The organism is Streptomyces sp. NBC_01352 (assembly GCF_036237295.1).
Taxonomy (GTDB): domain Bacteria; phylum Actinomycetota; class Actinomycetes; order Streptomycetales; family Streptomycetaceae; genus Streptomyces; species Streptomyces plumbiresistens.
In genome coordinates, this window is record NZ_CP108354.1 from 7,359,253 (window position 1) to 7,372,397 (window position 13,145).

The 13,145-nt window shown below is 68.7% G+C and carries 13 protein-coding genes; 8 read left to right on the plus strand and 5 right to left on the minus strand.

The annotated features are described in order from the left end of the window. Nucleotides 1-2: 2 nt before the first annotated feature. The 4 genes from OG252_RS34160 (at nucleotide 3) to OG252_RS34175 (ending at nucleotide 5,297) form a co-directional block, all read left to right on the plus strand. Nucleotides 3-1,835 (plus strand): branched-chain amino acid ABC transporter ATP-binding protein/permease, encoded by a 1,833-nt coding sequence (locus OG252_RS34160; protein WP_329340976.1) that lies wholly within the window; start codon nucleotides 3-5, stop codon nucleotides 1,833-1,835. A gap of 1 nt (nucleotide 1,836) precedes the next feature. After that, nucleotides 1,837-2,592: an ABC transporter ATP-binding protein gene (locus tag OG252_RS34165; RefSeq protein ID WP_257564205.1), complete on the plus strand. Its 756-nt coding sequence runs from the start codon at nucleotides 1,837-1,839 to the stop codon at nucleotides 2,590-2,592. Nucleotides 2,593-2,795: 203 nt separating this feature from the next. Next, a complete protein-coding gene (locus OG252_RS34170; RefSeq protein ID WP_329340981.1) occupies nucleotides 2,796-4,247 on the plus strand; it encodes an amino acid permease in 1,452 nt (483 codons plus the stop codon). An 81-nt stretch (nucleotides 4,248-4,328) separates the two neighbouring features. Beyond that, entirely contained in the window at nucleotides 4,329-5,297 is a 969-nt protein-coding gene (locus OG252_RS34175; RefSeq protein ID WP_329340983.1) for a hypothetical protein, read from the plus strand. Nucleotides 5,298-5,510: 213 nt separating this feature from the next. Here the strand turns inward: OG252_RS34175 and OG252_RS34180 are convergent, their stop codons facing one another. Next, complete coding sequence (locus tag OG252_RS34180) at nucleotides 5,511-6,074, minus strand: hypothetical protein (protein ID WP_329340985.1); 564 nt, start codon at nucleotides 6,072-6,074, stop codon at nucleotides 5,511-5,513. 122 nt (nucleotides 6,075-6,196) lie between these two features. Between OG252_RS34180 and OG252_RS34185 the strand changes: the two genes are divergently transcribed. Continuing rightward, complete coding sequence (locus OG252_RS34185; RefSeq protein ID WP_329340987.1) at nucleotides 6,197-7,633, plus strand: carboxylesterase family protein; 1,437 nt, start codon at nucleotides 6,197-6,199, stop codon at nucleotides 7,631-7,633. Nucleotides 7,634-7,695: 62 nt separating this feature from the next. Further along, nucleotides 7,696-8,718, plus strand: a complete 1,023-nt coding sequence (locus tag OG252_RS34190) for an alcohol dehydrogenase catalytic domain-containing protein (protein ID WP_329340989.1) — start codon at nucleotides 7,696-7,698, stop codon at nucleotides 8,716-8,718. 158 nt (nucleotides 8,719-8,876) lie between these two features. Here OG252_RS34190 and OG252_RS34195 read toward each other — a convergent pair whose 3' ends face one another. Further along, nucleotides 8,877-9,467: a TetR family transcriptional regulator gene (locus OG252_RS34195; RefSeq protein WP_329340991.1), complete on the minus strand. Its 591-nt coding sequence runs from the start codon at nucleotides 9,465-9,467 to the stop codon at nucleotides 8,877-8,879. Between the two features lie 97 nt (nucleotides 9,468-9,564). Here OG252_RS34195 and OG252_RS34200 point away from each other — a divergent pair, with 97 nt between their 5' ends. Together OG252_RS34200 and OG252_RS34205 are read left to right on the plus strand one after the other, a co-directional pair. Beyond that, nucleotides 9,565-10,542: an aldo/keto reductase gene (locus OG252_RS34200; protein ID WP_329340993.1), complete on the plus strand. Its 978-nt coding sequence runs from the start codon at nucleotides 9,565-9,567 to the stop codon at nucleotides 10,540-10,542. Between the two features lie 188 nt (nucleotides 10,543-10,730). Continuing rightward, a complete protein-coding gene (locus OG252_RS34205; protein WP_266439894.1) occupies nucleotides 10,731-11,090 on the plus strand; it encodes a cyclophilin-like fold protein in 360 nt (119 codons plus the stop codon). Nucleotides 11,091-11,116: 26 nt separating this feature from the next. On the opposite strand, the gene OG252_RS34210 is transcribed toward OG252_RS34205, so the two are convergent. From OG252_RS34210 to OG252_RS34220, 3 genes are all read right to left on the minus strand, one after another. Beyond that, nucleotides 11,117-11,962, minus strand: a complete 846-nt coding sequence (locus tag OG252_RS34210; RefSeq protein WP_266439895.1) for a helix-turn-helix domain-containing protein — start codon at nucleotides 11,960-11,962, stop codon at nucleotides 11,117-11,119. Between the two features lie 323 nt (nucleotides 11,963-12,285). Continuing rightward, nucleotides 12,286-12,699 carry a PIN domain nuclease gene (locus tag OG252_RS34215; protein WP_266439896.1) on the minus strand — a complete coding sequence of 138 codons (414 nt, stop codon included), beginning with the start codon at nucleotides 12,697-12,699 and terminating at the stop codon, nucleotides 12,286-12,288. Further along, the gene (locus tag OG252_RS34220) at nucleotides 12,696-12,911 is read right to left on the minus strand and encodes a type II toxin-antitoxin system VapB family antitoxin (protein WP_020115394.1); all 216 of its coding nucleotides are present in this window, start codon (nucleotides 12,909-12,911) and stop codon (nucleotides 12,696-12,698) included. The genes OG252_RS34215 and OG252_RS34220 overlap by 4 nt, the downstream gene beginning before the upstream one ends. Nucleotides 12,912-13,145: the final 234 nt, after the last annotated feature.

A 13,145-nucleotide genomic window follows, 5' to 3' on the forward strand; every position in this document is an offset into this window, starting at 1 on the left:
CGATGCGTGGACTTCTGGACTCACCACGGTTCAAACTGCCCTCCCTGGCCGTGTTCGCCGTGATCCTCCTCGCCTTCCCCAATCTCGCGGGTGACTACTGGACCGACGTCGGCGTCAAGGTGCTGCTGTACGTCGTCCTCGGCTTCGGCATCAATGTCGTGGTCGGCTACGCGGGCCTGCTCGACCTCGGCTACTCGGCGTTCTTCGCCATCGGCGGCTACACCACGGCCATCCTGGTCGGCAACTACGACGTCAACTGGTGGCTCACGCTGCCGATAGCGATGCTGGTCGCCGCCATGGGCGGCTTCATCATCGGCTATCCCACGCTGCGGCTGCGCAGCGACTACCTGGCGGTCGTCACCCTCGGTTTCGGCGAGATCGTCCGGGTCACCGCCCAGAACCTGGAGTTCACCGGCGGGCCGGAGGGAGTCATCATCCCCTCCCGCCCGGTGCTCCTCGGCCACTCCTTCGACGACACACTCAGCATGTACTACCTCGTGCTGGCGATCGCCGTCGTCGTGGGTCTTGGCGTCACCAGCCTCACCCGCTCGAAGATCGGCCGGGCCTGGGAGAGCGTCCGTGAGGACGAGAAGGTCGCCGAGGCGGTGGGCGTACCCTCCATCCGGGTCAAGGCGCTCGCCTACATCGTCGGCGGCGTGATCGCCGGCCTGGCGGGGGCCTTCTTCGCCACCTACATCGGCATCGTCAACCCGACCAGCTTCACCTTCCTCACCTCGGTGCTGATCCTGCTGGTGGTCCTCATCGGCGGACGCGGCAGCCTGGTCGGGGTGTTCCTCGGCGCGCTCGTCGTCCAGGGCATGCCGGAAGTGCTGCGGGGCATCGGCGACGAGTGGCGGATCTTCCTGTTCGCCGTGCTCCTCATCATCCTGATGTTCGTACGGCCGCTGGGCCTGTGGCCCGCGCGCACCCGGCGCGGGGCGCGGCTCGCCGACTCCGCGCAGGAACCGCCGCTGCCGCAGACCGCCGTGACACCGGGCGAGCCGCTGCTCGAAGTACGCGGCCTGACCATGCGGTTCGGCGGGCTGATGGCGCTCGACGACGTGGCCTTCACCGTTGGACGCGGCGAGGTCCTCGGCGTCATCGGACCCAACGGCGCGGGCAAGACCACCGTGTTCAACTGCGTGACGGGCGTGGTCGAGCCGACCTCCGGAGAGGTCCTCCTGGGAGGTGAGTCGCTGGTCGGGCGTCGTCCCCACGAGGTCGTACAGCGGGGCATGGCCCGCACCTTCCAGGGGGCGCGGCTCTTCGGCGACATGAGCGTCGTCGAGAACGTTCTCGTCGGCATGACCTCGCGGCTGAAGAGCGGCGTACTGACCTCACTGCTGCGGCTGCCCGCCCAGCGCCAGGAGGAACAGCGCGCCGGTCGCGAGGCCCGCTACTGGCTGGAGTTCGTGGGCCTGTCCGACAAGGCCACGCGCCTCGCACGCGAGCTGTCGTACGGTGATCAACGCCGCCTCGACATCGCCCGCGCGCTGGCGAGCAATCCGCTGGTGCTGCTCCTGGACGAGCCCGCCGCCGGAATGAACCCCAGCGAGAAGACCGACCTCATGGAACTCGTCGCCCGTATCCGGGACCGGGGCGTCACCGTCGTACTCATCGAACACGACATGGCCTTCGTCATGGGACTGTGCGAACGGGTGCTCGTCATCGAGACCGGTACGCGGCTCACCGAGGGACCGCCGGCCGAGGTGCAACAGGACCCCCGGGTGATCGAGGCCTACCTCGGGGTGGACGAGGACGACGATGAAGACGCCGAGGGCGCCGGCATCGGCCCCGACGCGTCCACCGCCCCGACTCTCGCGAAGGGCCACTGAGATGGCATTGCTCGAAGTCACGGACCTGGATGCCTCCTACGGCGCGATCGAGGCTCTGTCCGGGGTCTCCCTCCGGGTGGAGCCGGGAGAGATCGTGGCGATCCTCGGCGCGAACGGCGCGGGCAAGACGACGCTGCTGCGCACCCTCACCGGGCTGCACCGGGCGAAGTCGGGCAAGGTCCTGCTCGACGGCCAGGACATCACCCGTACACCGGCGCATGACGTCGTGGGCATGGGCTTCGGCCATGTGCCGGAAGGACGCCGGGTGTTCGCCGCGCTCGAAGTCGACACGAACCTGACGATGGGCGGCTACCTGTCCCGCAAGGACACCGCGGCGCTGGCTCAGCGACGACAGCAGGTGTACGAGCTGTTCCCGCGTCTCGCCGAGCGGCGCGACCAGCTCGCGGGCACGCTGTCCGGCGGCGAGCAGCAGATGCTCGCGATCGGCAGGGCGTTGATGAACGCACCGCGGTTTCTCGCCCTGGACGAACCCTCGCTCGGCCTGTCCCCGCTGTTCACCCGCAACATCTTCAAGATCGTGCGGCAGATCCGGGACCAGGGCACGGCGGTCCTCCTCGTCGAGCAGAACGCCCGCCAGGCGCTGCGGCTCGCCGACCGGGCCTACGTGCTGGAGACCGGCCGGGTCGCACTGGAGGGTCCGGCCGCCGAACTGGCCGCCGATCCGCGGGTGAAGGCCGCGTACCTCGGCGGCTCCGCGGAAGTCCCGCCGCAGGACGCGGTCGTCGACAGCGCCTGACCAAAAGCGCCGGGAACCCCGACGGGGTTCCCGGCGCCTCTCATACCAGGCCGGCTACTGGCGCTACTGGCACTGCGGAAACCGCAGCTCGCCTGCCTCTACAAGACCATGCAGGTGTGCGCCCGCACCTGACCTGCGGTAGCGCGGCTGGGAGCCGCCAGTCCGCCTGGATCTTCGAACTAGCCCTTCAGCCAAGGATGTTCATGAGTACGACGCACGGCAAGAGAGCCCTGTCGCCCGGCACCCGCGAGCAGACTCATCGCTCGGACGGCCTGCAGGCCGGACTCAAGAACCGCCATCTGTCCATGATCGCCATTGGCGGGATCATCGGTGCCGGCCTCTTCGTGGGCTCCGCCTCGGGCATCGCCAAGGCCGGACCCGGCATTCTGCTGTCGTACGCCCTGGTCGGTGCGTTGGTCGTCTGCGTGATGCGGATGCTCGGCGAGATGTCCGTGGCCAACCCCACGTCCGGTTCCTTCTCCGCCTACGCCGACCGGGCGCTCGGCCGCTGGGCCGGGTTCTCGATCGGCTGGCTGTACTGGTTCTTCTGGGTCGTGGTGCTCGCTGTCGAGGCGACCGCGGGTGCCGTGATCCTGGAAGGGTGGGTGCCGGCCCTCCCGCAGTGGGCCTGGGCACTCGTCGTGATGGTCGTTCTCACCGCCACGAACCTGGCATCGGTCGGCTCCTTCGGCGAATTCGAGTTCTGGTTCGCGGGCATCAAGGTCGTCGCCATAGCGGGTTTCGTCGTCATCGGCGGACTGGCGGCCTTCGGTGTACTGCCCGGCTCGGACAGCCCGGGGGACGGCTTCGCCAACCTCACCGCGCATGGCGGCTTTCTGCCCAACGGCGCCGACGCGATCCTCTCCGGCATGCTGTTGGTGGTCTTCTCGTTCATGGGCAGCGAGATCGTCACCCTCGCCGCCGGTGAGTCCGAGAACCCGCAGCGTGCGGTCACCAGGGCCATCAGCAGCGTGATCCGGCGGGTCGGCTTCTTCTACCTGGGCTCGATCCTCGTCGTGGTCTGTCTGTTGCCGTGGAATGATCCGGCGATCGCCGAGAAGGGCTCGTACGTCGCCGCCCTGGACGCGATCGGTATCCCGCACGCCGGCCAGGTCATGAACGCCGTCGTGCTCACCGCTGTCCTTTCCTGTCTCAACTCCGGTCTCTACACCGCCTCCCGGATGGCCTTCTCGCTCGGCCGGCGCGGCGACGCGCCCAGAGCCTTCGCGCGCACGACCATGCGGGGTGTCCCGCAGGCCGCGATCCTGGCCTCCGTCGCCTTCGGGTTCGTCGCCGTCGCCTTCAACTACCTGTGGCCGGACACGGTCTTCCAGTTCCTGCTGAACTCCTCAGGCGCGATCGCGCTCTTCGTGTGGCTGGTCATCTGCTTCTCGCAACTGAGGATGCGGAGAATCATCCTCCGCGAAAACCCGGAGGGGCTCCTGGTCCGGATGTGGTTCTTCCCGTACCTGACGTGGGCGACCATCACGGTCATCACGTTCGTGCTCGGCTACATGCTCACCGACGACAGTGAGGGCGGTGGACGGATCCAGGTGCTGCTGTCGGTGCTGGTCGCCGTGCTGGTTGTGGCGGTCTCACTGGTCCGGAGCGGTATCGGCCGAAACGCCGACGATGAAGTCGTCAGCCGCTGGTAGATGCCGCCGGCGTGCGTTCAGTGGAGCCCCGGATGCTGCGGCGTCGGTATCCGGAGCCCACCCCAGGAAGAAAGTGATGGCATGTCCGCCTTCAGACGACGCAAAGGCAACTCTCCTCGCCTGGCCCCCGAACTCGACGACGTGGTCCTCGGCCGGGTCCGGCGGCGCCTGGACATCAGCTGGGCCCGCGGCGAACTCGACACCACGGTCATCGCACTGATGGAGAAGGTGATCCTGGACGCAGGGCAGGACTGGGACCGTAAGGCGCACCGCCTCGGAGTGCTCGCCGAGGCAGCCGGGCGGGCACTGCCACAGATCTGGCTGCGTCAGGCCCCGCAGGACCCGGGAGCACTCCTGCTGCACGCCTGGTCGGAGGTGACGCACGCGCGGGCACAGGGAACGCACGTGGACCTGAGCAGCATCCGGGAGGCCTGCTTGCGCGCGGCCGAGCTGATACCCGCCGACCCCACCCCCTGGACCGTGCTCCTGGCCGCGATGAGATGTGGGCAGGAACCTTACGGCGAGGTAAGGCCGGTCTGGCGGGAGATCAAGGCCCGGGATCCGTGGAATCGGGAGGCGCATCTTCAGGCCTTGGGCTATCTGTCACCGGACGAGTGCGGTTCGACCGGGCAGGTGCTGGACCTGCTCGACGGCATCCGTTCCGTGATGCCGGCCAGGGCTCCCACGGTCGGTTTGGAAGTCACCGCGTTCGTCCACGCCTACCAACGCGCCGTTTCCGCCGGCGGCATGGCGGCGCTGAACGCCGGGGACTACTGGAGACGGCCTGATGCGTCCGCGGCGCTGAGCCGAGCGGCGCGCGACTGGCCGCTCCCTGGATTCCTCGGTCACGCGGCGGCACTGGCGGATCTCAACGTGCTGGCCTACGCGTTGGTCAAAGCCGCCCTGATGGACGAGGCCGTTGTCGTGCTGCGCGCCACGGCAGGCATGGCGACGCCTTGGCCATGGAACGCGGAGGGAGACCCCCTGGAACGTTTTCTGTACTGGCACGGTGCGATCTCACGTGCCCGGCCCGCGACCAGCCGACGATGACCGCGCGGCTACCAGGCCTGCTTGTCACTCACAACGGGCCGGAGGCTGTTACGCGTGAAAGCGAAGTCAAAATGCGGTCTCCGAGGTACCGGCCGAGCAGGTCTTCGACGTCATGGAGCAGTTCCGGCAGACACGGCCCGGAGAGGACCGACAGGCGGGGCGGGAACGGCCGGGCTGGGCGGCTCCCGCACATACAGCCGCCGGTCTTCCTGCTCATCCCGTTCCTCCCGGGGCAGCGACGCGTACCGCTGAGGCGAGACAGGGTCCGCTGCCCAGGGCCGCCGAGCGCGTGCTGCTGGTGATCGCCGACGACGTGACGTGGCTCGACGCGGCCGTCGTACGGCGCGTCACGGACGCTCCGATGTCGAGTACGACCTTGCCCTCGGCGGTGAGTTCGGGGCGCCGCAGGCCGTCGTTCGTCACAAACCTCGCCCGGCTCGCGATCGCGGTCAGCCGATGTCCTACAGATCTGGTTCTGTTCAGCGGCTCCCTGAGCCAGGCCGCCCTGACGACCGGCGACAGCCATCCGGGCCAGGGGTGCCGCCTCCTGCGCATCTCCCTCGACCGCCTCAGCAGCCGCGACACCGCACCCCAGGGGGTACAGCTCTCACCGCAGCGGGCGCTGTTCGCGCGAAGATGCCGGATCAAGAAGAGGAGACCGACCTCTTGCGCGAGGTCAGGCTGGCGCCGTTCGCCGACGATCCGGCCGTCGGCCAGGTAGTAGAGGTTCACGGCCTGCATCGGGATCTTGTTGCCGAAGTGTCTCTGGACGACCACCAGGTGACCGCCACTCGCCGGGCGCCTGGTCGGATCCCGGGAAACGATGGGAGACGTCATCGCTCGCAACCAGCCGCCGACTCGCCGCGCGAAACAGCCGAACCGCGCTGGAAGGACATGTCATGACCGCTACCGCGCCCAAGGCTCCGACTGCACCAGGGGTGCGGTCCTGGTGGGGGATCCCGTATGCCACTGCCGAGCGGTATCGCCGCCCCGTGGTCGCCGGCTTCGATCCGGACCGCTCCTATGACCGCAAGGGCGTCGTCTCTGTCCAGCCCGACAGCGGTGACTGGCTGGAAGCGGACAGCGGGATGGGCGAGGACTGCCTGAACCTGAACGTGTGGGCTCCCGAGCAGCCGGCCGGCAAGGCGCTGCCGGTGGCCGTGTACGTCCATGGCGGCGGATTCGAGTACGGCGCGAACACGCAGATCACGTCGAACGCCGCCGGTCTCGCCGCGTCGGGGCGCGTGGTGGGTGTGTCGGTCAACTACCGGCTCGGTGCGCTGGGCGCGCTCTCGCTCTCCCAGTACGGCGGAGCCCTGGCTGAGGCCAGCAACCTCTTCCTCCAGGACGTCATCGCCGCGCTCACCTGGGTCCAGCGGAACATCGCCCACTTCGGCGGCGATCCCGGCAACGTCACCGTCTACGGCCACAGCGCCGGCGCCTATACCACCTTCGGGCTGCTCGGGGCCTCCTCCGCCGACGGTCTGTACCGGCGCCTGGCCGGGTTCTCCGGCGGGCCCGCCCGCAGCGTCCCGGCCTGGTGGGTCGAGGAGCTGGCGCACCGGTTCGTCACCGAACTCGGCGTCGCAGGCAACCCGGAGAAGCTGCTCGACCTCGACACGGCGTCCCTGAGGGATGCTCTGAGCAAGGTCGCGCCGACGGATCTCGGAGTCCGGGGCGGGGTGGACAACAAGGCCACCGGCGTCGTCCTGGACATCGGGCAGCCCGGCGCGGTGGTGCACGCCCATCCCATGGACGTCCTCGCCTCGGGCGCGCACCGGAAGGTCGACGTGCTGCTGAGTATGGCGAGTGACGACATGGGGTGGTGGGTGGCGAACGACCTCGACCGCTACGACCCGCACACCCTCGACCGCGTCGTCGACGAGGTCGCGGGGTGGCGCATTTCCCGCTCCCGCGCCAGGAAGATCGTCGATGCCTACGACCAGGGCGGTCGTACCCCGGCCGAGGTCCGCGCCGCGGTCATGGCGGACTACCTCTTCGCGCTCCCGGCCGCCCGCGGCGCCCTGGCGCACGCCGCCGCGGGCGGCAACGCCCATCTCCTGCTGATCGGGCCCGCCGAGGGCGCGCCCGCGGTGCACGGCACCGAGATGTACGCCCTGGTCGGCCAGGAAAAGCCGGGCCGCAGCCCCGAACAGGCCGAGCGTGACACGCGTATCCGCGACATCGTTCTCGACTTCGCCACCGGTGAGCAGTCCCGTCTGTGGCCCGCCGTCACGGACAAACCCACCTCCGCAAGCGTCGGCAACCCGCCCTTCGAGGCCACCGCCCATTACCAGGCCGCCCTCGACCTGTGGGAGGGCATCGCCCGCCCCTGACAGTGGCGGAACGCCATCCGGAATAGCGCACCAAGGGGGCGAAACAGAGTGAGGAACTCGGTATGAGCCAACCGACAGCAGCCGGCGACGCCGCACCGGCGACGATGCGGGCCGTCGTCGTCACCCGGCCCGGCGGCCTGGACGCACTTCAGATCAAGGATGTGCCGGTGCCGATACGCAAGCCCGGCTGGGTGCGGATCAGGGTGAAGGCGTTCGGCGTCAACGAGTCCGAGGTCACCACCCGCAAGGGCGAGTCGGACGCGGAGGTCACCTACCCGCGCGTCCCCGGCATCGAGGGCGTCGGCGTGGTCGATCAGGCCGACGAGGACAGCGGACTGCGCCCGGGCCGGCAGGTGGCAACCATGATGGGCAACATGGGCCGCTCGTACGACGGCGCGTACGCCCAGTACGTCACCGCCCCCGCGGCACAGGTCATCCCGTTCGAGACCACCCTGCCGTGGGACGTGGTCGGCGCGCTGCCGGAGATGTTCCAGACCGCCTACGGATCCCTGACCCGCGGTCTGGACCTCAAGGCCGGACAGACGCTGCTGATCCGCGGAGGCACCTCCACGGTCGGGCTGAGCGCGGCGGCGATGGCCAAGGACATCGGCGCCACCGTCATCTCCACCACGCGTCACGCCGGGCGTGCCGACGAACTGCGGGCCATGGGCGTCGACCATCCGATCGTGGACGACGGACACATCGCCGAGAAGGTCCGGGACCTCGCACCGCAGGGCGTGGACGCCGCGCTGGAACTGGTGGGCTGCACAGCCCTGCCGGACACCTTCGGATGCGTGCGCGTGCACGGCACCGTCTGCTTCACCGGCGCCCTGGGCGGCGCGTGGACCATCCCCGACTTCACCCCGTTCATGATCCCCAGCGGGGTGCGGCTGACCAGCTACGCGGGCGAGGCCGCCGACCTGCCGGCCGACGTCTTCGCCCACCAGCTCCAGGCCATCGCCGAAGGGCGCCTCAAGGTACCGGTCGCGAAGGTCTACCACGGCCTGGAACAGGTCCGTGATGCCCAGGCCGACCTCGAGTCCGGCACCACGCCGGGCAAGCACGTCGTTGTCCTTACTGACTGATCGTTTGGGTACCTGCGCCTGGAACCCCGGCTCTACCTTCACCTCCGAGGGGGAACAGGGCAGGGAGTTCGGTATGAGCCAACCGGCTGCAGCCGGTGGCTATGTTCCCCGTCTCACCAATAAAGCGAGGCGCCGCTTCGAGGGCTTGGGGCACCTGCTCAGTTCGCAGTCGCGGGAAACAGGCGCTCGACGGCTGCGACGATGGCAGCTCGGCGCGCCGCCAGGAACGTGGCGCGGCCCTCGCCGGACGGGGGCAGCAGGTCAGGTTGTGCAGCCCAGGCGGTGGCGATCTGGTGGACGAAGACCAGGATGTCGACCGGGTCCCAGTTGGCGTCCAGCCGGCCGGCTTCCTGGGCCTGGCGGAGTTGCTCGACCTTGTGAGCCACTGTTTTCCGGAAGGAGTCGTAGGGGAGGGAGTCGCCGGCGTCGAGTTCCAGTTGCCCCCAGCTGATGAGCCGGAAGCGGTCGGGGTGGTCGGTGAAGTAGTCATGGAGGCGGCCGGCGTAACCGGGCAGGTCGGTGGGGTCCATGCGGGTCGCTTCGGTCACGGCCGCGAGCTCCTGCGCGGAGACGAAGCGGTAGAGGGCCACCTTGCTGGAGAAGTAGGCGTAGACGCGTTCCTTGCTGGTCTGGGCGCCCTTGGCGATGCGGTCGATCCGCGCCCCGGCGATCCCGTGCTGGGAGAACTCGGCCTTGGCGGCATTCACGATGCGGTCGTGGACCGAGTCTGCGCGGGTTGAGGCACTCATACTGCCACGCTACCCGACCAAACCGTTTGGTTTGCCGCGGGGCGGTGGTCGGCGTAGGGTAAAACCGAACCGTTTGGTTTGACATAAGGAGATCGACATGCACCAAAGGACACTCGGCACCCAGGGCCTGACCGTCTCGGCGATCGGCTACGGCTCGATGGGCCTGACCATGGGCTACGGCCCCGGTGACGAGGAGGCGGGCATCGCCGCCATCCGCCGCGCCCACGACCTGGGCGTCACCTTCTTCGACACCGCCGAGCTCTACGGCTGGGGCACAGGCAACAACGAAGTTCTGCTCGGCAAGGCGGTGAGCGACTTCCGTGACGAGGTCGTACTGGCCACCAAGTTCGGCTTCGCACAGACCGAGCAGGGCCTGGGCCTCAACAGCCGCCCGGACAACATCCGCACCGTCACCGACAACAGCCTGCGCTACCTCGGCGTCGACCAGATCGACGTCCTCTACCAGCACCGCGTCGACCCGGACGTGCCGATCGAGGACGTCGCGGGCACCGTCAAGGAACTGATCGATGCGGGCAAGGTCAAGTACTTCGGCCTCAGCGAGGCCGGCCCGCAGACCATCCGCAAGGCACACGCCGTCCAGCCGGTCTCGGTCCTGCAGACCGAGTACTCGCTCTTCGAGCGCGACGTCGAGCAGCTCTTCCCGGTCCTTGAGGAGCTCGGCATCGGCTTCGTCCCCTATTCACCCCTCGGCCGCGGCTTCATCACCGGTACCGCGAAGCCCGCGGGACAGTACGACGCCACCGACTTCCGCAACACCAACCCCCGCTGGCAGCCCGGCAACTTCGAGAAGAACGTCGAAGCCGTCGAGCGACTCGGCCAGTTGGCCACCGTCAAGGGCATCACCGTCTCCCAACTCGCCCTGGCCTGGCTGCTCGCCCAGGGCGAACAGATCGTCCCGATCCCGGGCACCCGAAGCGCCGCCCGCATGGAGGAGAACGCCCACGCGGCCGACGTCACCCTCACCGAGGCCGATCTCGCCGCGATCCACGAGATCCTCCCGACCGGCGGATTCGGCGCCCGCTACGCCGAAGAGCACATCCCCAACTGGATCTGACCGGACCTACGAATCGACCACCGGTCCCGCCGCATGAACATCCGGCGCCAGGCCACTGTCACGGGTGGGTCGTGGTGTCGCGGGCCGCGAAGGCGGCGTGCCGAACTGAAGCTCGTACTCCGATGAACATGGCGTACGTGGCGGCCGTTGACATTCACTCCCACAACACCCCCGAGGGAAGAACCCATATGCGAATCCGACTGACCGCCGGAGAGACCGTCCTCAACGCAACCCTCGACGACAACGCGACGGCACGCGACTTCGCCTCTCTGCTTCCGCTGACGCTGCAGATGAACGACCTGTTCAAGCGCGAGAAGTACGGTCACCTGTCCCGGTCTCTCGCCGCAGGAGGCGAGCCGCGCTTCAGCTACGAGATCGGCAACATCGTCTACTGGTCACCCGGTCCCGACATCGCGATCTTCTATGACCACGACGGCCAGTCCATCCCCGACCCCGGCATCGTCATCCTCGGCGAAATCGGCTCGGGGGCCGATGCCTTCAAGAAGTACGACGGCACGGTCGACGTCACTGTCGAGGCCGTCGACTGAGACGCAGCCGGGGACCACCGAGATCGTCAACCAAGGACAGGAGGGGGGACGGTCGTGGCCTCGCCGGCCGCGAAGGCGGCCGGGGTGAGACCGGTGCGGTCGCGGAAGAAGCGGCCGAAGTTCGCGGGGTCGGTGAAGCCGAGGTGGACAGCCACGGTCCGGGCATCCCACCGGGCACCTCCCAGCAGGCGTCGGGCTTCCAGAAGGCGCCGCTCGTCGATGAGTTCGCGCACCCCCTTGCCGGTGACGTCCCGGGCGGCACGGCTGAGGGTGCGGACCGAGCAGCCGAGCAGCTCGGCATAGTCCGCGGCTTGGTGCAGTTCGCGGAAGTGCAGCTCCAAGGCGTCCAGGAAACGCCCGTACCTGTCGGCGCGGCCCGTGCCGGCCGTCGCCGTGCCGATGGGGGCGATGCCCGGGGAGTTGGCCAGGCGCAGCAGCAGCGATTCGAGCAGGCTGCGCCGCAGTGCGTGGTGGATGTCGAGGGGGCGGCGCCCCAGTGCGCGGTGTTCGTCCAGGAGTTGGAGTGCCGTCTGCTGGAGCCAGGCGGTGTCGTCGGGGTGCGGGCTGAGCACGGCAGGGGCCTCGTGCGTGGTGAGCGGGGCCAGGAGACGGGCGAGGTCGGGCCGCAGCACGTCCGGTTCGAACAGGATGAACGTGCCGCGGGCCGTGCCGGGCGGATGCCAGCACTGCGCGTGCCCGGGACGCACCCACAGCCACTGGCCGGGGGCGACGGTCCGCGTGACGTGGTCGACGTCGTGCCGCAGCTCCCCCTCGGTGACCGCGATGAGGTAGTGGAAGGTGGCACGGCCCGGACGGGGCGGGTTCCACGGCCAGTCGTCGTGCTGAGTGAAGAAGTCCTCGACGGTACTCACCTCAAGGCCGTAGGGAGTACCGACCGGGGGCTGGAAACCGTACAGCGGAACCGCAGCTGGTCCGGCCTGCCCGCTCGGCCCGGAGTGTCGCTTGTCGACCATCACGTGTCCGCAGCCTACCGCCCTTCCAGTCGGCTTCGACGTAAGGATGGGACGTGCCACCGCGCCCGCGCGGCGCACCCTGTCGGCAAGGCGGCTCAGTCCGCGGGGCGGGCGCGAGGGTGCGGAACGAGGGCCGTCCGGCAGTGGGGCATCGCCGCGATACCGCCTCGGGTGGGCGGTCGGCGAGAGGCCTGACGCCCCTCCGTGCGACCGCGCGGACTCTACTGCCTGAGGTCGATCATGCGGACCGGCTGCCCCGTCGTGCGGGCAATGGTTTCGAAGTCGCGGTCGAAGTGGAGCAGGGTGAAACCTGCTTCTTCCGCGGCTGCGGCCACCAGGAGATCGACGGGGCCCGCACTGCGGTGTTCCCCTTTGGCGGTCAGTTGTTCCTGGACGATGCGGGAGCGGCGGTAGATGCCGTCAGGCATGGGGCACCACACGTAGTGGGCGTCGAGTGCAGCCTTCAGTCGCGCGCGGTCCGCGGCTGAGCGGGCGGAGTAGAGGACCTCGAGTTCCGTGATGTCGCAGATCGCGACGAGGCCAGCGCCGATCCTGTCGTCCCACTCAGTCGTGGTCTGGCGGAGCAGGACGCGGGCGAGGGCGGAGGTGTCGATGAGGTAGTCGGCGACGGTCACGGCCGGTACTGGTTCTTGTCCAGGAGAATGTCGATGTCCAGGGCTCCGTCGGTCACCAGTTGCCGGGCGTCTTCGAGCGCGCGCAGGCGCCGGTAGCGGGCGGTGACCTCGCGCAGGGCGGTGTTGATGGTGTCGCGCTTGGTGGTGGTGCCGAGTTCCTTGGCGGCTTCTTCCAGTGCCTCGTCGTCGAGGTCGATCACGGTGCGGCTCAAGATGGCCTCCTCATGCACACTGTGGCGTATATCAATATACATGATCGATTGTATATGGATGGGCTCGCGCACCCCTGGGTGGTCTGTTTCTCAGATCTGTGGACTTGCAGCGAGCGCGTCAGGGGCCCGGTGGGCGGCCTGCTCCTGGCGCCCTCCGTAAAGGTCCCTTTGCTTGAAAGCTTCGTGGCTGCTGGCGCCGGAGCGCTCGTGCTACCTGCGTTCCACACTTTGCCC